The sequence below is a fragment of the Sphingobium sp. KCTC 72723 genome (assembly GCF_014280435.1).
In the GTDB taxonomy this organism is placed as follows: domain Bacteria; phylum Pseudomonadota; class Alphaproteobacteria; order Sphingomonadales; family Sphingomonadaceae; genus Sphingobium.
In genome coordinates this window covers 644965-669715 of record NZ_CP060388.1, presented here as the reverse complement: position 1 = coordinate 669715, position 24751 = coordinate 644965, and the positions used below count along the sequence as shown (strand labels likewise).

Here is a 24751-nt window from a genome sequence, read left to right as displayed (position 1 = left end):
CTCCCCGAAAGGCTGCGCGCCCGTAACGGTTTACGCGAGTTCGAGCGCCGCTTGCGCCTTGGCCCGCGCCCGCCAGGCGTGCAGCAATGGCTCGGTATAGCCATTGGGCTGCCCGACTCCCTCGAACACCAAAGCCCGCGCCGCCTGAAACGCGAGGCTCTCCGCCTCCCGCCCGCTCATCGGCTGATAGAGCGGATCGCCCGCATTTTGCCCATCGACCTTCGCCGCCATCCGCGCCAGTGCCGCATCGACCTGTTCCGCCGTGCAAACCCCGTGCAACAGCCAGTTGGCCATATGCTGCGAAGAAATCCGCAACGTCGCCCGATCCTCCATCAACCCGATGTCGTGAATATCGGGAACCTTGGAACAACCGACCCCCTGGTCGATCCAGCGGACGACATAGCCCAAAATCCCCTGCGCATTATTGTCCAGTTCCTGGGCAATCTCTTCCTCCGACCAGTTGCGTCCGACCGCAACCGGCAACGCCAGCAGCCGGTCGAGCGAAGCGATCCCTTCCGCCCGCCGTTCCGCCTGCCGCGCGAACACGTCGATCCGGTGATAATGGGTCGCGTGCAACGTCGCGGCCGTTGGCGAAGGCACCCATGCCGTATTCGCCCCGCTCATCGGATGCCCGACCTTCTGCTCCAGCATGTCGGCCATCCGGTCCGGCGCGGCCCACATCCCCTTGCCGATCTGCGCCCGGCCCGACAATCCGCACGCCAGCCCGATCTGGACATTGCGATCCTCATAGGCCGCGATCCAGTCGCTCGCCTTCATCTCGCCCTTGCGGATCATCGGCCCAGCCTGCATCGCCGTGTGCATTTCGTCCCCGGTGCGATCCAGAAAGCCGGTGTTGATAAAGACGATCCGATCGCGCACCGCATGGATGCACGCGGCCAGATTAGCCGACGTGCGCCGTTCCTCGTCCATGACGCCGACCTTGATCGTGTGCCGCGTCAACCCCAGCATGTCCTCGATTCCGTCGAACAGGCGGTTGGTGAACGCCGCCTCGTCCGGCCCGTGCATCTTGGGCTTGACGATATAGACGCTGCCCGCCCGGCTGTTGCCGCCTTCGCGTTGCAGATCGTGCATAGCGATCAGGCTGGTGACGATCCCGTCCAATATGCCTTCGGGCGCTTCGCTGCCATCGGCCAGCAAGATCGCAGGCGTCGTCATCAGATGCCCGACATTGCGCACGAACAACAGGCTGCGCCCCGGCAGAGTGAAGCCGCTGCCATCAGGCGCGCTATAGGCCCGGTCCGCGTTCAGCGCCCGCGTCATCATCGCGCCGCCCTTCTCGAACGTCTCGGTCAGGTCGCCCTTCATCAGCCCCAGCCAGTTGGCATAGGCGGCAACCTTGTCCTGCGCATCGACCGCCGCGATGGAATCCTCCAGATCGCAGATCGCCGTCAGCGCCGATTCCAATATGACGTCGGAAATCCCCGCCGGATCGCTCGCGCCGATCGGATGGGTGGCATCGAAAACAACTTCGATATGCAACCCATTATGCCGGAACAGCATCCCCTTGGCGCTCTTGCCCAGATATTGCGCCGGGTCGGACAGCGCGATGTCGCCGCTCGTCAGTTCGTCCCAGCGCCCCGACGCCAGCGGAACCGCATCGTCCAGAAACGCCTTGGCCCATGCAATGACCTGCGCCCCGCGCGCCGCATCATAGCCTTTGCCAACTGCCGCGCCGGGAATCGCATCCGTGCCATATAGCGCATCATACAGGCTGCCCCAGCGCGCATTGGCCGCGTTCAGCAGGAAGCGCGCGTTCAGGATCGGCACGACCAGTTGCGGCCCCGCCAGCCGCGCAACCTCATCGTCGACATTCTCGCTGCCAATCGCAAACGGCGCAGGCTCAGGGACCAGATAACCAATCTCGCGCAAAAACGCCTGATAGGCCGCGCCGTCATGCGGCTGCCCTTTGCGCTGCTCATGCCAACTGTCGATCTGCGCCTGCATCGTGTCCCGCTTGCGCAACAGGGCGACATTATCCGGCGCGAACCGCGCGAAAATATCCGCCGTCCCCGCCCAGAAAGCGTCCGGCGCAATCCCCGTCCCCGGCAACGCCTCGCGCTCGATAAATTCCGCCAGCTCCGCCGCGACCGTCAGCCCGGCCTTGTCGATCATGCGTATCGTCATGGCATCAACTCCCAAAATCACATCAATTGAAGCGACAGATACCCTATTCCCATTATGCCGTGTAGGCACTATTATCCAAAAACAGTCTTTCTTCTGGTGAAATAATTATGGACCCCGATCACGCCCTGTTCGTGGCAATCGTCGATGAAGGCGGCATGGCGGCCGCCGGTCGTCGCCTGCACATATCCCCCGCGATGGTGACAAAGCGCCTCGCCCGGCTGGAGGAACGGCTGGGCGCGCGGCTCATTCACCGCACCACCCGGCGGCTGGCACTGACGCCTGCGGGTGAGCGGCTCCACACCGACCTGCGCACCATATTGGCCGCGCTGGAGGAGGCGGAACAGCGCGTGTCCGGCGTCTCCGCCACCGTCGCGGGGCCATTACGCATCACCGCGCCCACATCCTTCGGGCGAATGCACGTCGCTCCCTATCTGCGCCAGTTTCTGGACTCTCATCCCCGCGTCGATCTGTCCATCGACCTGACCGACGAATTTGCCGACCTCATCGCCACCCGCGCGGACCTGGCCATCCGCATCACGGCCGATCCGGGTCCGGGCCTGATCGCCCATCGCCTGGCCACCAACCGCCGCATCCTGTGCGCGGCCCCCGCCTATCTCGACCGCTTCGGCACCCCCGCCACGCTCGCCGCCCTCAAACAGCATCAATTGCTCGCCGCCGAACGGCAAATGCCCTGGCGGCTGGTCGGTCCCAAAGGACCAGTCAGCGTCGAAGGGCGCAGCCATGTCCGCACCAACAGCAGCGAAGTCGTGCGCGAACTGGCGCTGGCGGGCGCGGGCATCGCCCTGCGCTCGCTCTGGGATATCAGCGACGCGCTGGCCAACGGCCATGTCCGGCAAATCCTCCCCGCCTATGAAGGCTCCGCGCAAGTCGGCCTGTTCGCCGTCCATCTGGCCCAGCCAAACCCGCCCGCCGCGATCACCGCCTTCATCGAATTTCTTGTCGGACTATTCGCCCCCGTCCCGCCATGGGAGCGTTCAACCATTGCCCTTGCGGAACGCACCTACTAAGGCGCATCGCATGGACGATAATACACGCCGCGCCGCCCTGGACTATCACCGCTATCCTACGCCGGGTAAGCTCCGTATCGAGCCGACCAAGCGTATGGTGAACCAGCGCGACCTTGCGCTGGCCTATTCCCCCGGCGTCGCTGCGCCCTGCATGGAAATCGCGGCAGACCCGGACAAGGCGCTCGATTATACCGCGCGCGGCAATCTGGTCGCCGTCATCTCCAACGGCACTGCCGTCCTTGGCCTCGGCGCGATCGGCGCTCTGGCGTCCAAGCCGGTGATGGAGGGCAAGGCCGTCCTCTTCAAGAAATTCGCCGACATCGACGTGTTCGACATCGAACTCGACACCACCGACCCGGACAAATTCGTCGAAGCCGTCGCCCTGATGGAGCCGACGTTCGGCGGCATCAACCTTGAGGATATCAAGGCACCGGAATGTTTCGCGATCGAGGCACGGCTGAAGGAACGGATGAACATTCCGGTCTTTCACGACGACCAGCATGGCACCGCCATCGTCGTCGCCGCCGCCGTGCGCAACGCGCTGGTGATTCAGGGCAAGACGCTGGCCGATGCAAAGCTGGTGACATCGGGCGCGGGGGCCGCCGCGCTCGCCTGCGTCGACCTGCTCGTATCGATGGGCCTGCCGGTCGACAACGTCACCATGACCGACAAGGATGGCGTCATCCATTCCGGCCGCGAAGGCATGTTGCCCAACATGGCCCGCTACGCCCGCACCACCAACGCGCGCACCCTGCCCGACGTGCTGCCCGGCGCAAACCTGTTCCTCGGCCTCTCCGCACCCGGCGTATTGAAGCCGGAATGGTTGCCGCTGATGGCCCCCAATCCGCTCATCTTCGCGCTCGCCAACCCCGAACCCGAAATCCGCCCGGAGGCCGCCCGCGAAGTCCGCCCGGACGCGATCATCGCGACGGGCCGCTCCGACTATCCCAATCAGGTCAACAACGTCCTGTGCTTCCCCTATATCTTCCGTGGCGCGCTCGATTGCGGCGCGACCCAGATCAACGAAGCGATGAAGGCCGCCGCCGCCGAAGCCATTGCCGGCCTCGCCCGCCTGCCCGCACATGACAGCGTGGCGCAGGCTTATGGCGGGCGTAAACTGGTGTTCGGGCCGGACTATATCATCCCCACGCCGTTCGACCCGCGCCTGATCGCCGAAATCGCCGTCGCCGTCGCCCGCGCCGCGATGGACAGCGGCGTCGCCCGCCGCCCGCTCGACCTGGACGATTATCGCCGCACCCTTACCCGCCAGAACGCCCGTTCGGGCCAGCTGATGATGCCCGTGTTCGAAGCCGCACGCGGCACCCAACGCCGCATCGTCTATGGCGAGGGTGAGGATGAGCGCGTGCTGCGCGCCATTCAGGACGCGCTTGACGAAGGGATCGTCCGCCCCGTCATCGTCGCGCGCCGCCGCATCCTGAACCAGAAACTGCCCGACCTCGGCCTGCGTTTCGAACTGGACCGCGATGTCGAAATCGTGGACCCCGAAACCGACCATGAACTGATGGCCGATCTGGTGGAGGCATACCGCACCGTCGCGTCCCGCCGGGGCGTGCCAGCCGCCGAAATCCTGCGCCATGTCTATCGCCGTCCCACCATCACGGCGGCCATGCTGCTGCGTACGGGCCGGGTCGATGCCGCGCTGGTCGGCGGCAATTCGGAATATTGGGGGCAGGTCGAACATGTCCTGCGCATCATCGACCGGGTGCCGGGGCAAAGCCGCGTCTATGCGCTGTCGGGCCTCATCCTCGACGCCGGCGCACTGTTCATCACCGACACCCATATGGTGCCGGACCCCACGCCCGAACAGATTGCCGAAATGGCGCTTCTGGCTGCGACCGAACTGCGCCATTTCGGCCTCTCGCCGCGCGTCGCCCTGCTCTCCCACTCCAATTTCGGCGCATCGCACAGCGACAGCGCGCGCAAGATGCGCCGGGCGGTCAAGCTGGTGCGCGAATGTGCGCCGGACCTCGCCGTCGACGGCGAAATGCACGCCGACGCGGCACTCAGCCAGGCGCTGCGCGAACGGCTGATCCCCGATTCGCGTTTCGAAGGGCCAGCCAACCTGCTCGTCATGCCGAACCTGGACGCCGCCAACATCACGCTGACCGCGCTCTCCGCCTCGTCCAGCTCGCCCACGGTCGGCCCGATGCTGATGGGCCTGTCGCAACCCATCCATGTGCTGACGCCCGGCGTCACCTCACGCGGCATCCTCAACCTCACCGCCATCGCCGCAGCGGAAGTCTCGCGCGAAGGCAGCGCTTAACCTTTTGCCGCTATGTTCCGACCGATTACGGATATGAGGACGGACATGGCGGGACTGCTCAAGGGGTTGCTGAAAAGCGCCGGACCCAAGCTGGCGATCGGCGTCGGGCTGGCGGGTGTCGGTGCGCTGGCGAGCGGCTGGATCGACCGCCCCGCCGCCCGCGACGCTGCGCCCGCGCCAGTAGCAAAACCCGCCCCTAAACCCGCCGCCAAAATCACCGAACGCCGCAGTGATCAGCCGATGGCGCTCGACCCCCGCGCCCTCACCGTCAAGCGCGTACTCCAGATCGACGGCCCGTTCCGCCACGGCGATTACGTCTGGAACGAGGATGGCGCACCCGCCACCGGCCCGATCATCATCACCGTCGATCTGCGCGCCCAAACGCTGTCGGTGTTCCGCGCCGGCTACGAAATCGGCGCCGCCGTCATCCTCTACGGCGCGACCGACAAGCCCAGCCCCTTAGGTGCCTTCCCGATCACCCAGAAGGACGCTGATCACGTCTCCAACCTCTATGACGCGCCCATGCCCTATATGCTGCGCCTGACCAGCGACGGCGTGGCCATCCATGGCAGCGACGTCAAATGGGGCAACGCCACCCATGGCTGCATCGGCGTGCCAGTCCCCTTCGCGCAAAAACTCTTCGGCGTCACGAAACTCGGCGACGTCGTCGTCATCACCAACGGCAAGCGCCTCGACGTCAGCAAGGCGCAAGTGAGCGCATGATCCGAGAACATCCTCCCCTTGCAGGGGAGGTGGCTGGCCAAAGGCCAGACGGAGGGGTGTCGTCCTCTCGACAGGGCAACACCCCTCCGTCATCGCTGCGCGCTGACACCTCCCCTTAAAGGGGAGGAATGCACGCCCTTTCCCATCCCACCCCAACTTGCACGCTACGCCACCGCACTTGCAACAATAGCATCCACCCCCACCCTTGACCTGCGCTGTCACAAGCCCCATTTCGCGGACTTCCACTCATTCCGCACCGCAGCATGGGAGACTGGCGATGGCCGCTCGTCCGCACAACACGCATCCTGCCCTCGTCCTGCTCGCCCTTTCGGTCGGCGCGTTCGCGATCGGCACCACCGAATTTGCGGCCATGAGCCTGCTGCCCTTCTTCGCCCGCGACCTGGGTGTCGATACCCCCACCGCCAGTCACGCGATCAGCGCCTATGCGCTCGGCGTCGTCGCGGGCGCGCCGGTCATCGCCGCCTTCGGCGCGCGCCTGCCCCGCCGCACGCTGCTGATCGGCCTGATGGCGATGTTCGCCATCGGCAACATCCTGTCTGCTTTCTCGCCCAGCTATGGCTGGATGCTGCTGTTCCGGTTCCTCAGCGGCCTGCCCCACGGCGCTTATTTCGGCGTCGCCGCCCTTGTCGCGGCCAGCCTGGTGCCGATCGAAAAGCGCACCCAGGCCATTGCCCGCGTCATGTCGGGCCTGACCATCGCCACCGTCATTGGCGTGCCGGTCGCCAACTGGATGGGTCAGACGCTCGGCTGGCGCTCCGGCTTCTTCGTCGTCGCCGCGCTCGCCATCGCCACCGTCACGCTCGTCGCCCTCTATGCTCCGCGCGACGCGGGCGACCCGCACGCCAGCCCGATGCGCGAACTGACCGCCCTTGGCAAACCGCAGGTCTGGCTCACCCTGCTGACCGGCGCGATCGGCTTTGGCGGCCTGTTCGCGGTCTATACCTTCGTCGCTTCGACCATGATCGAAGTCACCCATGTCTCCGAAAGCTGGGTGCCGCTCATCCTCGCCATCTTCGGCGTCGGCATGACGCTGGGCAATCTCGCCGCCGCATGGGCCGCCGACCGCGCGCTTAACCGCACCGTCATCGGCGTGCTGCTGTGGAGCGCGGCGGCGCTCGCCCTCTTCCCCCTGATGGCCGGCAATATCTGGACGCTTGGCCTCAACATCTTCCTCGTCGGCATAGGCGGCGGCCTCGGCACGCCCTTGCAGGCCCGGCTGATGGACGTCGCGGGCGAAGCGCAAACCCTCGCCGCCGCGCTCCACCACAGCGCCTTCAACGTCGCCAACGCCATTGGCCCATGGCTGGGCGGGCTGGCGATCGCGGCGGGCTATGGCCTCACCTCCACTGGCTGGATCGGCGCAGCTTTGGCGCTGGGCGGCCTCGCCATCTTCCTCTGCTCGATCGCGCTGGACCGACGGATCGCCCGGCGCGTCCCGCTCGCCGTCCCCTGCGAATAAGCGCCTTTCGCGGGGGACGACCCCTCGCTAAGGCTGGATCATGACCGATGGGCCAAGAGAAGTAATATTGCGCGACGCTGCCATCGCCGCCCTGCGGCGCGGCGACGCAGCGGTCGCCCGCGCCACCCTCAACGAAATGGCCGATCCGCCCGCGATGTTGCTGGCGCAGGCGTGCAACCGCACCGGCGACCTTGACGGTGAAGCCGCCGCCCTGCGCCGCATCCTCAACGAAGCCCCGCGCGATCTGCCCGCCCTGCTCGCCATGGGCCAGAACGCCCTGCGCCGGGGTGACGAGCGCGCCGCCTCCACCTGGTGCCGCACCGCGCTCGCACAGGCAACCCTCACCGGCGCTCCGCCCCCGCTTGCGCCGATGCTGCAACAGGCCCAATCCATCGTCGCACAGGCCAGCGCCCGGTTCGAAGATCATATGGCCGCCGCCATCCGCGACCTGCCCGCCCTCCCCCGCATTACCCAGGCCACGGACCTGCTGCTCGGCAAGAGCGCGCTGTTCCTCCAGCAACCCAGCATGTTCTACTTCCCCGGCCTGCCCCAGCGCGCTTTCTACGAACGGACCGATTTCGACTGGGTCGCCCCCATCGAAGCGATGACCGAAGCGATCGTCACCGAACTGGCCACCGTCCGCGCCGACGATCCCGACTTCGCCCCCTATGTCCAGACGTCGCAGGACCGCCCGGCCCCCAACAATCCCCTGCGCGACGACCCAAGTTGGGGCGCCTATTATTTCTGGCAGGGCGGCGCCCCGGTGGCCGATCATGCCGCCCGCTGTCCGGCGGTCATGGCCGCCCTCGCCCACGCGCCGATGCCCGTCATCGCTGGTCGCTCGCCCATGGCGCTCTGGTCGCTGCTGCGCCCCGGCACCCATATCCAGCCGCATCACGGCCTGCTCAACACGCGCCTCATCTGCCACCTCCCACTACTCGCACCGGAAGGCTGCGCCCTGCGCGTCGGCGCGCAAACGCGGCCGTGGCAGCGTGGCGAAATGCTGATCTTCGACGACAGCATCGAACATGAAGCCTGGAACAAAGGCACCGAAACCCGAGTCGTCCTCCTCTTTGAAGTCTGGCGCCCCGAAATAGACCCCCACGAACGCGAAGCCCTCACCCGCCTGTTCCAGGCCATCGACCTGTTCGGTCCCGGCGGGGTGGATACGGGGGGATAGGGGGCAGGGGCAAGCCATCAATCCTGCTCCAACTTCCTCACCCCGGACTTGATCCGGGGTGACGCTTCTCTTGCGAAGGGGGACAAGCAAGCGGGATGCCGGGTCAAGCCCGGCATGACGAAAGGGGGGATAGCGAGCGACGACCAAAAATTGTCATGCTTTTATGGTTGTGCTGCCTTCAAACGCAGCCGTTGGAACTGCTACTATTGGGGCTGCTATAGCGGCGTGAGATATATCAACGAGGTGGCGTCGTGAACATGTTGTCTGGGTTGGTGTTCGCGGTATTCATGCTCCAACCCGCATCGCAAAATGTGAATGAAAACTATGTGTCAGCATCATCCGTCGAGACTCTCGAAACTGAAGCAAGAGCAGGGAATATTTCGTTAGCAAAGGGCGTTCACCGACAAAGGGATGTCCGTGTACAAGACGTAATGGTAGCGGATTGTCTGGTTTTTTTTGAGACAAGTCTCGAATCTGGAACTCTCAAAGGAGTGGCGCTCGACTTGTCGAAGGATAGTGCGGTTAGGAACGTCGAGGCAGGTATCATTGAGATCACGCGCTCGACAAATGCGTCGGTATCATTGGTGATCCACGACACTTCACATACTAAAGATGTGATTGATGCTCTCGACGACGTGAAAAATCATTGTCGAAACGGTATGCCGATATTCGGTCCAGCTTAATTTATTCTCTATGACAGCTATTGTAGCTAATAGTGTAATATCTGACTGTCCGCTCCCCACCCCTCTCCGTCATCCCAGCGAAGGCTGGGATCCCTCTTTTCTGTTCAATATAAGACGGAAGAGGGATGCCAGCCTTCGCTGGCATGACGAGCAATTTTCAGGGTTCCCTTTACGAGAGACGCATCTCGTAAACCAACATTTCGCAATCCACCCTCACCCCCCGCCCCCCTTGTATCGCCCCGCCAAACAGCTATCAGCACCCAAAACAGGCAGAGGATGACCCGCAGGCATAACCCTCACCCGGACATGCCCATGCCTTCTGCCCCGACGCCGGTCCCCCCACACCCCGCCGCCCCCCTCGCCGCCCCCAGCCCGCATAATCTGGCGGAGGATGGCTATGCGATCGCCATCGGCTGCGCGTTCATCGCCATGGGGCTGTTGCTGCTGAAGGCGGCCAATCTGGTGACGGGCGGCATGGCGGGCATTGCGCTGCTGCTTTCCTATCTCGTCCCTTGGTCGCCCGCGACGCTGTTCCTGCTCATCAACATTCCCTTCTTCCTGTTTGCCGGACGCGCCATGGGGCTGGCGTTCGGCCTCAAGACGCTGTTCGCCAATGTCGTGATCATGGGCATGGGCCTGATGATGCCCGCCGCGCTGCAACTGGCCCGCATCAGCCCGTTATTCGCCGCCCTGTTCGGCGGCTCCATCATCGGTTTCGGCATCCTCGCCATCGCCCGCCATGGCGCGGGGGTCGGCGGGCTGGGCGTCATCGCCCTCATCCTGCAAAAGCAGCGCGGCTGGAATGCGGGCCGGACCCAGATGGCGGGCGACGCGCTCATCCTGCTCGCCTCCTTCCCTCTGCTCAGCCTCGACCGTTTCGGCATGTCGATCCTGTCCGCAGCCGCGATCAACGCCGTGCTGATCGTCAACCACCGGCCCGGCCGTTACATAGGCTACTGATTACACAGCGGATCACCGCCACTGTCGCGCACGCGCAGCGCACTAGCCGCATCGCCCGCGATCCGGGGAAAGCTCACCCCCTCCAGCGTCGCCCGCCCGTCGCACAGGTCCGCGCACGCCATGTCGACCACGCCGGGCAACGCCACCTGATCGCCATCATATTGCGCCACCACGATGCAGCGGTCGCCGCCGCCGAAATTCAGGATCAGCTTGTCCCCGGCCCGCTTCGCGCTGCCCTTGCCCCGGCAGCGCAGTTCCTCGCCGAAATTGGCCTCCAGCCCAAAGCGGAACGCCCCCGCCTTGCCCGGCATGACGCACAGCGCGTCACGCCCGGCCTCATGGCTGCGCTGGAACAGGCCGACCGGCGACAGCTTGGTCGCATCCGCAATCACCCCGCTCTCGATCGCCGCCCGCTCAAGTCCCGACAGCGGCGCACCCGACGCATCGCTGCCCGCCCCGCTCGCCGCCGGACCCTGCTGGCATCCCGCCAGCATCAACAGGGGGAGCAGCCTAAGCTGCCGCATCCGGCTCAACGGCGCTCAGCCCGTCCGCGCCCACCCGGCGAAAAAAGCAGGATCGCGCCCCGGTATGGCAAGTCGGCCCCGCTGGCACCGCCTTCACCCACACCGCGTCCTGATCGCAATCGATGCGGATGTCGCGCACTTCCAGCATATGGCCGGACGTCTCGCCCTTCTTCCACAACGCCTTGCGGCTGCGCGACCAGAAATGCGCCAGCCCCGTCTGCACCGTCAGGTCCAGCGCCTCGCGGTTCATATGCGCCACCATCAACACGTCGCCGCTCGCCACATCGGTCACCACCGCCGTAATCAGGCCATGGTCGTCATATTTGGGATTGAGGGTCAGCCCCCGGTCGCGTGCATCGGTCATGGCCGCGCTATAGAGCGCAATCACCGTGCTGCGAAGTCCCTTCCGCGTGGGAAAGAAGGGGATTTTCCGGCATCAACCAGAAAAAATGGGGCGATCGACGGGATCCGAACCCGCGACCTCCGGTACCACAAACCGGCGCTCTAACCAACTGAGCTACGACCGCCACGGGGGCGCTTGGCCCCGCGAGAAGTGCGCACATATGCGGCGGATAACCGGGCGTCAAGCGGGCAATTGCGCGCAAGCCATCTTTACAGTCCCGCCGCCCGCATCTGGCCCCGCAGTTTGGCCAGCGTGCGTTCCGGCACCCGCGCCCGCTCCGGCGCGGCCTTGCCCTTGCGCAGTTTCGCCTTGTCCTTTTCCGGCGGATCGACCAGCCGCACCCGCACCGCGACATGGCCTTGGCTACGCATCCCCAACTGCTCGGCGGCCCCGCGCGACAGGTCGATCACCCGGCCCCTGCCCGAAAACGGCCCGCGATCATTGACCCGCACGAAGATCGTCCGTCCCGTGTCCAGCGCCGTCACCTCGACATAGCTGGGCAGCGGCAGGCTGACATGCGCGCCGCTGATCCCCTTCACCCGAAACCGTTCGCCATTGGCGGTGCGATTGCCCGATTCCGACCCATACCAACTGGCATAGCCCAGCATGTCGTAACCCGGATCGGCCGCCGGCACATAGGTCGTCCCGCGCACCATATAAGGCGGCCCGATCTTCACCGGCACATCGCGCACCGCCCGATAATCGCCCCCGGCACAGGCCGACAACAGCGCGCAGCACAGCGCGCCAGCAAGGGATCGCATCCTCATGCCACCGGTCCTAACGCCATGCCGAAGTGCCGTCGAGTTCACAATCGCCTTTTCCAACGGCAGGGCTATTACACACGAAACCATCGTCCTCATCATCGTCATCCTGAACTTGTTTCAGGATCCATTTCTCGTCACGAGCAGCCGCTTTTGGGGTATGATGGATGCTGAAACGAGTTCAGCATGACGAAGTAAAATGAGGCGCGTTTCATACGCGATAGCCCTCCTTGCGGTGAAGGATCGCTAATCCGTCCCCGTGCCCAAACAAAGAAAAGGGGCGAAAGCGCAATCGCCTTCACCCCTTTGCCCCGACATACATGTGCGCCTGGGGTCATCCCCTATGGCGCACCACTCTCCTGAAACTTTCCGGCCGCGAAGCCAAAGGTCGTCCGACGCGGGCGCCAGCCATCGGGCCAGCGCCCAGAGCGTCAGTTGACCGAATCCTTCAGACCCTTGCCGGCCTTGAACTTGGGCTGCGACGATGCCTTGATCGTCATGGTTTCGCCCGTGCGCGGGTTGCGGCCAGTCGAAGCCTTGCGCTGCGAAACGGAAAAAGTGCCAAAACCGACCAGGCGCACTTCGTCGCCCTTCTTGAGCGCGCCGGTGATCGCGTCGAACACGCTTTCGACTGCCTTGGTCGCGTCGCTTTTGGTAAGGCCGCTGCTGTCCGCGACAGTGCTGATTAGATCCTGCTTGTTCATGCCTTGGGAACCCCCTGATGCTGTTTGGTTGTTTAGGAATCGCGGCGTAGGCGGCGCAATAAGGCGCAGCTTTTCGCGCCTGTCAAAGGGAAAGCGACGAAGACCCCGGTCCCATCAAGAATTTGCGCCCCAAGGGCCAAAATCCCGCAAAACCCGCGATTCTCCGTCGCTTTTCAACCTGCATCAATGCCGCAGCGCAGCATCCCCGTCCCGGCCCGCACCCTGGCCCGGCTGCGCGGCCAGATCGTCTTCCTCGGTCCACGCAATCGCTTCGGGCAAGGACACCAAAGCCCGCGCCAGCACTTCGTCGACATGGGCGACCGGAATGATTTCCAGCCCCTCGCGAATATTGGCCGGAATTTCCGCTAGGTCTTTCTCGTTTTCCTGCGGGATCAACACCGTCTTGATGCCGCCGCGCAACGCCGCGAGCAGCTTTTCCTTAAGGCCGCCGATCGGCAGCACCCGCCCGCGCAGCGTGACTTCGCCGGTCATCGCCACATCCTTATGCACCGGAATCCCGGTCAGCGTGGACACGATGCACGTCACCATGCCGATGCCCGCCGACGGGCCATCTTTCGGCACCGCCCCTTCGGGCAAATGGATATGGATGTCCTTGCGGTTGAAGATGCTCGGCTTGATGCCATAGCCGGGCGAGCGCGCCTTCACATAAGAGAAAGCCGCCTGAATCGACTCGGTCATCACGTCGCCCAGCTTGCCGGTCGTCTTGATCATGCCCTTGCCCGGCACCGTCACCGCCTCGATGGTCAGCAATTCGCCGCCCACTTCGGTCCATGCCAGCCCCGTCACCGCGCCGATCTGATGCTCGTCCTCGCCCACGCCATGGCGGAATTTCCGCACGCCCGCATAATCGGCCAGATTGTCAGGCGTGATGACGACCGTGGCATAGACGCCTTCCAATATCTTGCGCAGCGCCTTGCGCGCCAGCCGCGCAATCTCACGCTCCAGCGTGCGGACACCGGCTTCGCGCGTGTAATAACGAATGAGGTCGCGCACGGCCTCTTCCGTCACCACAAACTCGCCTTCTTTCAGGCCATGCGCGTCGACCTGCTTGGCGACCAGATGCCGCTGCGCAATCTCGACCTTCTCATCCTCGGTATAGCCTTCCAGCCGGATAATCTCCATCCGGTCGAGCAAAGGTTGCGGCAAATTCAACGAGTTAGCCGTCGTCACAAACATCACGTCTGAAAGGTCGACGTCGATTTCCAGATAATGGTCCTGAAACTTGCTATTCTGTTCGGGGTCCAGCACTTCGAGCAGCGCGGACGCGGGATCACCCCGGAAATCCTGGCCCAGCTTGTCGATCTCGTCCAGCAGGAACAGCGGGTTCATCGTCCCCGCCTTCTTCAAATTCGACACGACCTTGCCCGGCAGCGACCCGATATAAGTGCGCCGATGTCCGCGAATTTCCGCCTCGTCCCGCACCCCGCCCAGCGACTGGCGCACGAATTCGCGCCCCGTCGCCTTGGCGATGGAACGACCCAGCGACGTCTTGCCCACGCCCGGCGGGCCGACGAGGCACAGGATCGGCCCCTTCAACTTGTTGGTGCGCGCCTGCACCGCCAGATATTCGATGATCCGGTCCTTGACCTTCTCCAGCGCGAAATGATCCTCGTCCAGAATGTCCTGCGCTTTTTTCAGGTCGGTCTTGACCTTGCCCTTCTTGCCCCATGGCAATCCCAGCAGCACGTCCAGATAGTTGCGCACCACCGTCGCCTCGGCCGACATCGGCTGCATGGCTTTCAGCTTCTTCAACTCCGCCGTCGCCTTCGCGCGGGCTTCCTTGCTCAGCTTGGTCTTGGCGATCTTCTCGGCCAGCTCGGCCAGCTCGTCGCCTTCCTCGCCCTCGCCATTGCCCAGCTCGCGCTGGATCGCCTTCAACTGCTCGTTGAGATAATATTCGCGCTGGGTTTTTTCCATCTGCCGCTTCACGCGACCACGGATCTTCTTCTCGACCTGCAACACACCCAGTTCGCCTTCCATGAAGGCGAACACCATTTCCAGCCGCTTGACCGGATCGGCCTCGACCAGCAGCGATTGCTTGTCGGAAACCTTGACGTTGATATTGGCCGACACCGCATCGGCCAGCCGCCCGGCATCCTCGATCTCGCGCAACTGCACCGGCGTTTCGGCGGGCAGCTTCTTGTTGAGCTTGGCGTAATTTTCAAACTGCTCGGCCACTGAGCGCATCAGCGCGGACGCTTCCGGCCCTTCGGCGGCAATATCCTCGACCGGCTCGACATCGGCGACCAGATAGGTGTCATTCTCCGACATCGTCTGCAACTGCGCACGATGCTTGCCTTCCACCAGCACGCGCACCGTGCCGTCGGGCAGCTTGAGCAATTGCAGCACCACTGCCACGACGCCCGTGTCATACAGCGCGTCGCGACCCGGATCATCCTCCGCCGGGTCGAGTTGCGACACCAGGAAGATTTCCTTGTCATTTTCCATCGCCGCTTCCAGCGCGGCGACGCTCTTGTCGCGACCCACAAAGAGGGGGACGATCATCTGCGGAAAAACGACAATGTCACGCAGCGGCAGCAGGGGGTATTGCACAGTCATTCAGTCTCCGGGGCCATGTAGTGAGCGGCCCTGCCATACGGTTCACCGCCATTATGGGGATACCCGTCGCATCAATCAATCGGTCGGTGTCATAATGCCGCAACGATGAACAAGGGCTTATTGGTTTTTGGTGGGCTAAGAACGGCCCTCCACCCCACCAAAGCGGCGATCGTCTATTTTGCAGACCCGGCGAGCAACACCCATTCTCCTCGTGCAGGCGGGGCTATCGCATATGACAATGCCGTCTCCCTCGATCGTCATGCTGAACTCGTTTCAGCATCCATTTTTCGTAACCAACGGTGGCTTTTGGGCACGATGGATCCTGAAATAAATTCAGGATGACGCTGTGGGATGGCGAAAAGTCATATGCGATTCCCCTGCCTTGAATGAGAGGATTTAGTTACAGGTCTGCAATCGCCAAAATCACCCTCAAAAAGGCAGCTTGAAACCGGGGGGCAGTGACATGCCGGCGGTCATCTTGCCCATTTCGGCATTGCTGACCTCGTCCGCCTTCTTGCGCGCATCGTTGAACGCGGCCGTCACCAGATCTTCCAAAATCTGCTTTTCCGACGGCGCCAGCAGCGTCTCGTCGATCGACACGCCAATGATGCGTCCCTTGGCCGAAGCCTTGACTCGCACCAGCCCGCCGCCCGCCGCGCCTTCGACTTCCAGCTTGTCCAGATTGTCCTGCGCACGTTGCAACTCTTCCTGAACACGGGTCGCCATGCCCAGGATTTCATTCAGGTCTTTCATCTCATGCACTCCATTGTTCGACGCGATCCAGGTCGGCGTCTGGAAAGGCGGTCATGGCCGCCTTCACCACGGGGGTTTCCAATATAGCGGCCCGCTCGCTGGCCTGCCGCTGTTGATCCTGTTCCAATATCGTCGGCTGCGCCGGCCCGTCGCTCTGGCTGATGCGCCAGCTTGCGCCGGTCGCTGCCTTCAATTCATCGGCCAGCTGCCGACAAAAATCACCCATCGCCCATGGCCGCGTCAACCGCAACTCGACAATGGGCGGGGCAAAGCTGACCAGTCCCACGCAATCATGCAGATGGTCGGCCATCTGCCCCTTCTTGCGCTCCCACAGCAATTCGATCACCGCTTCGATGGTTGCGGGCAGGTTCGAAGCCGGGCCGGACGATCCGCCCGGCGCTGCCCCCGCACCTGCCTGACCACCTGCCGCAACACCATCCCGCAACATCCGCGCAATCTCGCCCGGATCGGGCATGGTCGCGGCGTGCATCACCCGCAACAGCGCCATTTCGCAACTTTCGATCGGCAGCACCGCGCCCGCCACCTCGTCATGCCCCTTCAACACCAGCTGCCACAGCCGATGCAACGGCGCAAAGCCAAGCTGCGAAGCCCATTCCGCCAGCGCCTCGCGCTCCTCGGCCGACTGGCCGGGGCTGGCAATGTCGCGCCCGGCCTTCACCAGCGTCACTGCATGGACCAGTTCCATCAGCCCGCGCATCAGCGCCAGCGGCTCGACGCCCAGCGCATATTGGTCGCGCACCGCGCCCAGCAGCGCGCCGCTATCCCCCGCCAGCAACAGCCCCAGCAACCGCCGCACCGATCCGCGATCGGACAGGCCCAGCATGTCGCGCACCTGATCCGCCGTAACGGTCGGCGCGCCCTCGCCCATCTCTGCGTGCGCAATCGCCTGATCCAGTATCGACAGCCCATCGCGCGCCGACCCTTCGGCTGCCTGCGCGATCAAAGTCAGCGCATCCGGCTCCGCCGCAACGCTCTCGGCTTCCACCACATGGGCGAAATGCGCCGCCAGCAATTCCGCCGAAATCCGTCGCAAATCGAACCGCTGGCACCGCGACAATACCGTCACCGGCACCTTGTTCACTTCGGTCGTGGCAAACAGGAATTTCACATGGGCAGGCGGCTCCTCCAGCGTTTTCAACAGCGCGTTGAAAGCGTTTTTGGACAGCATATGCACTTCGTCGATGATGTAGATTTTATAGCGCGCCGACACGGCGGCATAGCGCACCGCCTCGATGATCTCGCGCACATCGTCCACGCCGGTATGGCTGGCCGCATCCATTTCCACCACGTCGATATGCCGCCCCTCGGCAATCGCGACGCACGGTTCGCATATCCCGCACGGGTCGATCGTCGGTCCGCCCTGCCCGTCCGGCCCGACGCAGTTCAGCGCCTTGGCGATCAGCCGCGCGGTCGACGTCTTGCCGACCCCGCGCACCCCGGTCATCAAAAAGGCATGGGCCAGCCGCCCCCGGCGGATCGCATTGCCCAGCGTCTGCACCATCGCATCCTGCCCGATCAGTTCCTTGAAACTGCGCGGTCGATATTTGCGCGCCAGGACGCGATAGGGCTGGGGGGAATCGGACATATCTGTGTCCTAGCCGCTTGGGCAGCCATTGTCGAAGCGGGATAATAGCGGAAAAGTAGGAGCCGGAACGACCCGCAGCAAAATCACTGTGGCTGCTTCCGTCAGGACCTGACCAGGTTGGCGACGACTGCGTCCGCCCGACTCCCGGCGCGGCATATGGCGAAGAAGGCGGGGGATGGCAAGGGGCGGTTTCGCGCCTGCTGGCAATGGCGGCGATGGCGCATCCACGCGCAAAAGCGGCAAAATCCGCGTCATCGCCGTCCACGAAACTCGCGGCAGGTTTATTTCATAACCATTTGAAATATAAACATATTTACACGAAAATTATGAAAACTGTAACACCTGTTACAATCGCATTTTCGCGCACTCTATGTCCATCTCGCTGTCTACTTAATGGCGTCAATCCAGCCCGCTTTTCTGCGCCCGCCCCACAAAATCCAGCGCCGCCCGCGCCGCATCGGCAATCGCGGCCTCCGCCTTCTTCGCGTCGACCGTGGGCCGGTCCAGATAGACCGCCAATATATATTCATCCCCGCCCGGCGACTTGACCAGCGCCACGTCATTATAGGCGGTGCCGCACGTCCCGGTCTTGCTGCCCGACGTCCATCCTTCGGGTAGGCCCGCCTTTATCCGCTTGTCGCCGGTCGGACTGGCGTTCATCCAGCCGCGCAGCATGTCCGCGCTCTGCGCCTGCATGTCGCGGAATATCAACCGCCCCATCAGCCCCGCGATCGCCGCCGGACTGGTCGTGTCGCGCGGATCGCCCTCCGCATTTTCATTGAGCGTCGGCTCGTTCCGGTCCAGCCGCGTCACGGTGTCGCCATGGGCGCGGGCAAAGGCCGTCAGCCCCTCCGGCCCGCCCAGCATCGGCAGCAACAGGTTGGCCGCGCTATTGTCGCTCACCTCGACCGCCGCCTGCGCCAACTCACTCATGGTCATGCGCCCCCGCTTGCGGTTCTGCTTCACCACCGGGGCGTGATCGAGGATGTCGTCCTTCCCGAACGATATCTGCCCGTCCAGCCCGAACTTGCCTGCATCCGCGCCCATCAGCACGGCAGCGGCCAGTGGCGCCTTGAACGTCGAACACAGCGCAAACCGCTCGTCCCGGTTGAACCCCAGCAGCAGCGCCCCCTTGCTGTCGACCAGCGCAATGCCCAGCCGCCCGCCCGTCTCTTCCTCGATGGTCCGGGGATTGCGCACATCTGTCAGCGCCGATTGCGGCACCAGATAGCGGGGCGCTGGCGGCAAAAGCGAATCGAGCCGCCCGGTCGGCACCGGCTCCTTGGCCTTCTTCTTGTCGGCAGCCCCAGTGGCAGGCCCAGCCGATATCAGCATTGGCACCAGCATCACGGCCAGCGCGGCAAAGGATAGCGACCGGATCATGCGCCCCTCACATCCCCTGCATATTATAAGCTTCGGCCGGGATGCGAACGGTCAGCCGTTCCATCGTCCCGTCCAGCAATATCTGGCATGACAGGCGGCTGGTCCGCGTCGCCGAAGCGGCCAGATCCAGCATATCCTCCTCATCCTCGCTCGCCCGCTTCAACTGCGGGAAATCGGCGGATTCTATGATGACATGGCATGTCGAACAGGCCATCTGCCCCTCGCACGTCCCTTCCAGCGGCTGCCCAGCGGCCTGCGCAATCTCCAGCAGCACCGATCCCGCCGGGGCGTCAACTTCCTGCCGTCGCTGCCCGTCGGCGCTGATGAAGGTGACCCTGGTCATGATATGCGACGCTCCCTTTTACGGCGCCGCTTGTGCGGCTGCCGCCTCGTTCAAAGCCTGTGCAGCACTCTCCAGTTCAGCCGGTGTCGTATATCGGCCAAAGCCGATCCGAACCGATCCGCGCGCCTGACCCTCGGTCAGGCCAATCGCGCGCAGCACATGGCTAGGCCGCCCGGACCCGCTTGCGCAAGCGCTACCGAGCGAAAAAGCAATATTGCGGCAATATGACAACAACCGCGCCCCATCCAATCCCTCGCGCCGCAGGTTGAGATTGCCGGGATAACGCGCCTCTGCGCTGCCGTTCAGCCCCCACTCCGGCAACAGCGCCAGCGCCAGCCGCGCCAGCATTGCAACATGCGCCGCATCAGCCTCCGCCCGCTCCCGCATCAGCCGCGCCGCCACGCCGAACCCGGCGCACAAAGCGGGCGAGAGCGTCCCCGACCGCAGCCCGCCTTCCTGCCCCCCGCCATGGATCAGCGGCGCTGGCTTAACCCCGTTCCGCACCCACAAAGCGCCCACGCCCTTGGGACCATGGATCTTGTGCGCGCTGATCGCCACCATGTCACAGCCATTGGGGATCGCCACCCGGCCATAACCCTGCACCGCGTCGCACAGCATCAGCGCCCCGGCCCGCCGCGCCATATCGGCCAGCGCCGCGACAGGCTGGATCACGCCAATCTCATTATTCACCAGCATCGCCGCAACCAGAGCGACGCCGGGCCGGATCGCCCGCGCCGCCGCCGCCATATTCACGATGCCATCCGCCCCGACCGGCAGGACCGTCACGCCCCGCCCTGCCCGCCGCAATGCCTCGACCGTATCCAGCACGGCGGCATGTTCGGTCGCGATCGTCACGATGTCCCCCGGCGGCACCCCCTGAATCGCGATGTTCAGCGCCTCGGTCGCCCCGGACGTAAAGACTGTCCGCCCCCCAGCGGGCAGCAGCTTGCCGATCTCGTCCCGCGCCACCTCGACCTGCGCCGCCGCCATTCGCCCCATCCGATGCGCGCTGTGCGGGTTGGCGAACTGGTCGCGCAACAACGGCACCATCGCCTCGAAAACCTCCGGGGCCAGCGGCGTCGTCGCCTGATAATCCAGATAGATCATCGCCGCGCCCGCTGCGCCATCGCTGTCCAGGCGGCCAGAAAGCGATCGATATCGCCTTCCCCCGTCTGCGGCCCGAAACTCACCCGCACCACTTCGCTCGCCGCTGCCTCGTCCCATCCCATCGCGTGCAGCACATGGCTGGTCTTGAGCGACCCGGACGAACAGGCGCTGCCCGCCGACACCGAAATCCCGGCCAGATCGAACTGGATCAACTGCGCCCGCGCCGACAGGCCCGGCATCTGGTAACTGGCGATGGCCGCGATGCGCGCCGCATCCCGCGCCACGATCACCCCGCCCGCCGCCTCGATCCCCGCGTCCAGCCGCGCGCGCAGATCGGCCGCCTCCGGCAACCAGTCTGCCCGCGCCTCCAAAGCCGCCGCCATCGCCAGTATCGCGGGCAGATTCTCGGTCCCCGCGCGATAGCCCTGCTCCTGCCCGCCACTGGCATGGATCAATGCCAGATCGCGCACCAGCAACACCCCGATCCCCGGCGGCCCACCGAACTTGTGCGCGCTGATCGCAATCATGTCCGCATCCGGCAACGCCAGCTTCCCCGCACTCTGCGCACAATCGGCAAACAGCAATGCCCCCCGCCGGTCGAGCGTATCGAGCGACTGGATCACCCCGGTTTCGTTATTCACATGCTGGATGGCGAAGATGGTCGCCCCGCCCCTATCTCCGTCATCCCAGCCCTTTGTCCCGTCATCCCAGCGCAGGCTGGGTTCTCCCTTTTCGTCCAGCGCAACAGAAGAAGCGGGATCCCAGCCTGCGCTGGGATGACGGAGGGAGAGGATCATGCCATCCCCATCCACACCCAACTGTTCCGCATCCCCCACGACCCGCAGCACAGCATCATGCTCCACCGCCGACGTGACGACCCGCCCCGCCTTGGCGCGCGTGAGGCCGATGGCAATCGCCTCGCTCGCCCCTGACGTGAAGATGGCAGGCCCGTCCCACCCCAGCGCCGCGCCGATCCGCGCCCGCGCCTGCTCCAGCGCGGCGCGCGCCCCGCGCCCGTCGGCGTGGGGGCTGGACGGGTTGGCCCAACTGGCCATGGCACCCACCATCGCCGCCTGCGCCTGCGGCAGCATCGGCGTCGTCGCAGCATGATCGAGATAAAGGCGTTCAGCGGCCAAGGGGATGTTACTCATTGATTGCGGAAATGGCGGCGGCTTCTATATAGGCGGTCTGCCGCGCGGCGCCAGCACATCCCATGGCGCGCCATCCATTCGCCTCCCGCCGTTTCCGGCCGGGCGGCCCAGAACGATAACAGGTGCCATGCCCGACGTCATTTTCCCCGGACCCGAAGGTCGCCTCGAAGGCCGCTTCAGCCCCCCGCCCCGCCCGCGTGCGCCGGTCGCCATGATCCTGCACCCGCACCCACAGGGCGGCGGTACGATGAACGACCGCATCACCCAGGCGCTCTACAAGACGTTCGTGCGACGTGGCTTTGCCGTGCTGCGCTTCAACTTCCGGGGCGTCGGCCGCAGCCAGGGGACGTTCGACAATGGCATTGGCGAATTGTCCGACGCCGCAGCGGCGCTCGACTGGGTGCAGAGCTTCCATCCCGAAGCGCAGACCACCTGGATCGCGGGCTTCTCCTTCGGCGCGTGGATCGGGATGCAGCTTCTGATGCGCCGCCCGGAAATCCGTGGCTTCATCTCGGTCGCGCCGCCCGCCAACATGTACGACTTCTCCTTCCTCGCGCCCTGCCCCTCGTCGGGCATCATCGTGCAGGGAACCGGCGATGAAGTCGTCACCGCCAGCGCGGTGCAGAAACTGGTCGACAAGCTGCGCACGCAAAAGGGCATCACCATCCACCACGACGAAATCCGTGGCGCGAACCATTTCTTCGAACATGAACTCGATCAACTGATGAAGTCGATCGACAATTATCTCGACATGCGCCTGTCCCCGGATTCGCCCATCCGCTAAGGAAAATCGGGGCTGCCTGTTCAGGCGGCCTCACCCCTCCCCGTTCGCCCTGAGCCTGTCGAAGGGCTTGGCTGAGCGAAGTCGAAGCCGCGCTAGATCGCTCAGCGCTGCTTCGACGCAGCCATGTCAGGCACCGGCAAATCCGCCACCGGCACCGCCATGATCGCGACATTCCCAAACATCACCAGCCCGGCGACCAGCATCAGCGCGCCGCGCTTCCTGTCGCGCAGCTTCACCAGCACATAAAAGCCCCCGCCCGTCAGCAGCAGCCCCGCCAGCATCAATATGGATTGCACCGTCCCTGTCATGGCCCTTCCCATAAGGGCGGCGGTCGATAGTGGCAATCCACCGCTTCTGCCCCTATGAGGCGCGGGAACGAATCACCCCTGCCGGTGAAGGGACGCAGCCAAATGAAAATCGCCATCGCATCCGATCATGCCGCCATCGACCTGAAGGCCGAACTGGCCCAATGGCTGCGCGACGAAGGGCATGAGGTGACAGACCTTGGTCCCGACACCGCCGACCGGGTCGATTATCCCGATTATGGTTACAAGCTGGCGACAGCGGTGGCATCCGGCGCGGCGGAACGCGGCATCGCGCTGTGCGGCTCCGGCATCGGCATCTCCATCGCGGTGAACCGCAACCCGGCCTGCCGCGCCGCTTTGGTCGGCGAACCGCTGTCCGCCGCCCTGTCGCGCGAACATAATGACGCCAACGTCCTTGCCATGGGCGCGCGCCTGACCGGCATCGACATGGCCAAGGCCTGCGTCACGGCCTTCCTCACCACCGATTTCGGCGGCGGCCGCCACACCGGCCGCGTCGAAAAACTCTCCCAGCCCGCGCTCTGAAAGGACAACAGATGAGCATCGACACCCTGTCCCCCGCCATCCGTCAGGACGGCTTCTTCAGCGAAAACCTCAGCCGCGCGGACCCGGAAATCTTCGGCGCGATCGGTAACGAACTCAAGCGCCAGCAGGACAAGATCGAACTGATCGCGTCCGAAAATATCGTGTCGAAAGCGGTGCTGGAAGCGGCCGGCTCGATCTTCACCAACAAATATGCCGAAGGCTATCCGGGCAAGCGCTATTATGGCGGCTGCGAATATGCCGACGTCGTCGAAACCCTGGCCATCGAACGGGCCAAGGCATTGTTCGGCGCAGCCTTCGCCAATGTTCAGCCCAACAGCGGCAGCCAGATGAATCAGGCCGTGTTCCTGGCGCTGCTTGCACCCGGCGACACCTTCATGGGCCTCGACCTCTCGTCGGGCGGCCACCTGACCCACGGCTCGCCGGTCAACATGTCGGGCAAGTGGTTCAACCCGGTCCCTTACGGCGTGCGCGCCGACGATCATCTGATCGACATGGACGAAGTCGCCCGCATCGCGCGTGAATGTAAGCCAAAGCTCATCATCTGCGGCGGCACCGCCTATTCGCGCGTGTGGGATTTCCCCCGCTTCCGTGAAATCGCCGACGAAGTGGGCGCTTACCTGCTCGCCGACATGTCGCATTTCTCCGGTCTGGTCGCGGGCGGCGCGCATCCCTCGCCCGTCCCTTACGCCCATGTCACCACCACCACGACTCACAAGTCGCTGCGTGGCCCGCGTTCGGGCATCATCCTGACCAACGACGAAGCGCTGGCCAAGAAGCTGAACAGCGCGATCTTCCCCGGCCTTCAGGGTGGCCCGCTGATGCACATCATCGCGGCCAAGGCAGTGGCGTTCAAGGAAGCGCTGACCCCGGAATTCAAGGCCTACGCGCATCAGATCGTCGCCAACGCCCGCGCCTTGAGCGCCACGCTGGCCGATGCTGGGCTGTCGATCGTGTCGGGTGGCACCGACAATCATCTGATGCTGGTCGACCTGCGCGCCAAGGACACGACGGGCAAGGCCGCCGAAAAGGCGCTCGATCGTGCCTATATCACCTGCAACAAGAATAATGTGCCGTTTGACACGGCCAGCCCCTTCGTCACGTCCGGCATCCGCCTCGGCACGCCCGCAGGCACCACGCGCGGTTTCGGTGAAGCGGAGTTCCGCGAAATCGGCACGCTGATCGCGCAAGTGGTCGAAGGCCTCAAGCGCAACGGTCCCGACGGCGACGGCCAGGTCGAAGCGCATGTGCGCGACAAGGTGCTGGCCCTGACCGCCCGCTTCCCGATCTACGAGGGATAAAA

24 protein-coding genes, 1 tRNA gene and 1 other RNA gene are annotated in these 24751 nt (G+C 64.4%); 11 read left to right on the top strand and 15 right to left on the bottom strand.

The annotated features are described in order from the left end of the window. Nucleotides 1-30: 30 nt before the first annotated feature. Entirely contained in the window at nt 31-2145 is a 2115-nt protein-coding gene (locus SPBM01_RS03420) for a malate synthase G (protein WP_188064012.1), read from the bottom strand. A 107-nt stretch (nt 2146-2252) separates the two neighbouring features. On the opposite strand from SPBM01_RS03420, the gene SPBM01_RS03415 reads away from it, so the two are divergent. From SPBM01_RS03415 to SPBM01_RS03385, 7 genes are all read left to right on the top strand, one after another. Continuing rightward, nucleotides 2253-3173, top strand: coding sequence for a LysR family transcriptional regulator (locus SPBM01_RS03415; RefSeq protein WP_188064011.1), 921 nt, complete (start codon nt 2253-2255; stop codon nt 3171-3173). 10 nt (nt 3174-3183) lie between these two features. After that, on the top strand, nt 3184-5457 hold the full coding sequence (locus SPBM01_RS03410; protein WP_188064010.1) for an NADP-dependent malic enzyme: 2274 nt from the start codon (nt 3184-3186) through the stop codon (nt 5455-5457). 45 nt (nt 5458-5502) lie between these two features. Beyond that, nucleotides 5503-6180: a L,D-transpeptidase family protein gene (locus SPBM01_RS03405; RefSeq protein WP_188065539.1), complete on the top strand. Its 678-nt coding sequence runs from the start codon at nt 5503-5505 to the stop codon at nt 6178-6180. A gap of 277 nt (nt 6181-6457) precedes the next feature. Then, nucleotides 6458-7660 (top strand): MFS transporter, encoded by a 1203-nt coding sequence (locus SPBM01_RS03400; RefSeq protein WP_188064009.1) that lies wholly within the window; start codon nt 6458-6460, stop codon nt 7658-7660. Nucleotides 7661-7700: 40 nt separating this feature from the next. Next, on the top strand, nt 7701-8840 hold the full coding sequence (locus SPBM01_RS03395) for an aspartyl/asparaginyl beta-hydroxylase domain-containing protein (protein ID WP_188064008.1): 1140 nt from the start codon (nt 7701-7703) through the stop codon (nt 8838-8840). Between the two features lie 251 nt (nt 8841-9091). Further along, a complete protein-coding gene (locus SPBM01_RS03390) occupies nt 9092-9523 on the top strand; it encodes a hypothetical protein (protein WP_188064007.1) in 432 nt (143 codons plus the stop codon). A 312-nt stretch (nt 9524-9835) separates the two neighbouring features. Beyond that, nucleotides 9836-10483, top strand: coding sequence for a YitT family protein (locus tag SPBM01_RS03385; protein WP_262504315.1), 648 nt, complete (start codon nt 9836-9838; stop codon nt 10481-10483). Here the strand turns inward: SPBM01_RS03385 and SPBM01_RS03380 are convergent. From SPBM01_RS03380 to lon, 6 genes are all read right to left on the bottom strand, one after another. Further along, nucleotides 10477-11007 (bottom strand): hypothetical protein, encoded by a 531-nt coding sequence (locus SPBM01_RS03380; RefSeq protein WP_188064005.1) that lies wholly within the window; start codon nt 11005-11007, stop codon nt 10477-10479. The two genes, SPBM01_RS03385 and SPBM01_RS03380, sit on opposite strands and share 7 nt — an antisense overlap. After that, the gene (gene hisI / locus SPBM01_RS03375; protein WP_188064004.1) at nt 10994-11371 is read right to left on the bottom strand and encodes a phosphoribosyl-AMP cyclohydrolase; all 378 of its coding nucleotides are present in this window, start codon (nt 11369-11371) and stop codon (nt 10994-10996) included. The genes SPBM01_RS03380 and hisI overlap by 14 nt, the downstream gene beginning before the upstream one ends. 86 nt (nt 11372-11457) lie before the next feature. Then, a tRNA-His gene (locus SPBM01_RS03370) sits at nt 11458-11534 on the bottom strand. Between the two features lie 85 nt (nt 11535-11619). Then, on the bottom strand, nt 11620-12177 hold the full coding sequence (locus SPBM01_RS03365) for a septal ring lytic transglycosylase RlpA family protein (RefSeq protein ID WP_188064003.1): 558 nt from the start codon (nt 12175-12177) through the stop codon (nt 11620-11622). Between the two features lie 425 nt (nt 12178-12602). Beyond that, nucleotides 12603-12875, bottom strand: a complete 273-nt coding sequence (locus SPBM01_RS03360; RefSeq protein ID WP_188064002.1) for an HU family DNA-binding protein — start codon at nt 12873-12875, stop codon at nt 12603-12605. Nucleotides 12876-13058: 183 nt separating this feature from the next. Continuing rightward, nucleotides 13059-15455 carry an endopeptidase La gene (gene lon, locus SPBM01_RS03355; RefSeq protein WP_188064001.1) on the bottom strand — a complete coding sequence of 799 codons (2397 nt, stop codon included), beginning with the start codon at nt 15453-15455 and terminating at the stop codon, nt 13059-13061. 105 nt (nt 15456-15560) lie between these two features. Between lon and SPBM01_RS03350 the strand changes: the two genes are divergently transcribed. After that, nucleotides 15561-15797, top strand: a complete 237-nt coding sequence (locus SPBM01_RS03350; protein WP_188064000.1) for a hypothetical protein — start codon at nt 15561-15563, stop codon at nt 15795-15797. Nucleotides 15798-15884: 87 nt separating this feature from the next. Here SPBM01_RS03350 and SPBM01_RS03345 read toward each other — a convergent pair whose 3' ends face one another. The 7 genes from SPBM01_RS03345 to SPBM01_RS03315 form a co-directional block, all read right to left on the bottom strand. Further along, the gene (locus SPBM01_RS03345; RefSeq protein WP_188063999.1) at nt 15885-16208 is read right to left on the bottom strand and encodes a YbaB/EbfC family nucleoid-associated protein; all 324 of its coding nucleotides are present in this window, start codon (nt 16206-16208) and stop codon (nt 15885-15887) included. A 1-nt stretch (nt 16209) separates the two neighbouring features. After that, complete coding sequence (locus SPBM01_RS03340) at nt 16210-17814, bottom strand: DNA polymerase III subunit gamma/tau (protein ID WP_188063998.1); 1605 nt, start codon at nt 17812-17814, stop codon at nt 16210-16212. A 51-nt stretch (nt 17815-17865) separates the two neighbouring features. After that, nucleotides 17866-17963, bottom strand: an RNA gene (gene ffs / locus SPBM01_RS03335) — signal recognition particle sRNA small type. Between the two features lie 250 nt (nt 17964-18213). Beyond that, nucleotides 18214-19197, bottom strand: a complete 984-nt coding sequence (blaSGM, locus tag SPBM01_RS03330; protein WP_188063997.1) for an SGM family class A beta-lactamase — start codon at nt 19195-19197, stop codon at nt 18214-18216. A gap of 7 nt (nt 19198-19204) precedes the next feature. Next, entirely contained in the window at nt 19205-19540 is a 336-nt protein-coding gene (locus SPBM01_RS03325; RefSeq protein WP_188063996.1) for a 2Fe-2S iron-sulfur cluster-binding protein, read from the bottom strand. Between the two features lie 18 nt (nt 19541-19558). Beyond that, nucleotides 19559-20647, bottom strand: a complete 1089-nt coding sequence (locus SPBM01_RS03320; RefSeq protein ID WP_188063995.1) for a cysteine desulfurase family protein — start codon at nt 20645-20647, stop codon at nt 19559-19561. Further along, nucleotides 20644-21783, bottom strand: a complete 1140-nt coding sequence (locus SPBM01_RS03315; protein WP_188065538.1) for a cysteine desulfurase family protein — start codon at nt 21781-21783, stop codon at nt 20644-20646. The genes SPBM01_RS03320 and SPBM01_RS03315 overlap by 4 nt, the downstream gene beginning before the upstream one ends. A 142-nt stretch (nt 21784-21925) precedes the next feature. Between SPBM01_RS03315 and SPBM01_RS03310 the strand changes: the two genes are divergently transcribed. Beyond that, on the top strand, nt 21926-22582 hold the full coding sequence (locus SPBM01_RS03310) for an alpha/beta hydrolase (protein ID WP_188063994.1): 657 nt from the start codon (nt 21926-21928) through the stop codon (nt 22580-22582). A gap of 101 nt (nt 22583-22683) precedes the next feature. On the opposite strand, the gene SPBM01_RS03305 is transcribed toward SPBM01_RS03310, so the two are convergent. Further along, complete coding sequence (locus SPBM01_RS03305; RefSeq protein ID WP_188063993.1) at nt 22684-22890, bottom strand: LPXTG cell wall anchor domain-containing protein; 207 nt, start codon at nt 22888-22890, stop codon at nt 22684-22686. A 102-nt stretch (nt 22891-22992) separates the two neighbouring features. Here SPBM01_RS03305 and rpiB point away from each other — a divergent pair, with 102 nt between their 5' ends. Together rpiB and glyA are read left to right on the top strand one after the other, a co-directional pair. Then, entirely contained in the window at nt 22993-23430 is a 438-nt protein-coding gene (gene rpiB, locus SPBM01_RS03300; RefSeq protein WP_188063992.1) for a ribose 5-phosphate isomerase B, read from the top strand. Between the two features lie 11 nt (nt 23431-23441). After that, on the top strand, nt 23442-24749 hold the full coding sequence (glyA, locus tag SPBM01_RS03295) for a serine hydroxymethyltransferase (RefSeq protein ID WP_188063991.1): 1308 nt from the start codon (nt 23442-23444) through the stop codon (nt 24747-24749). Nucleotides 24750-24751: the final 2 nt, after the last annotated feature.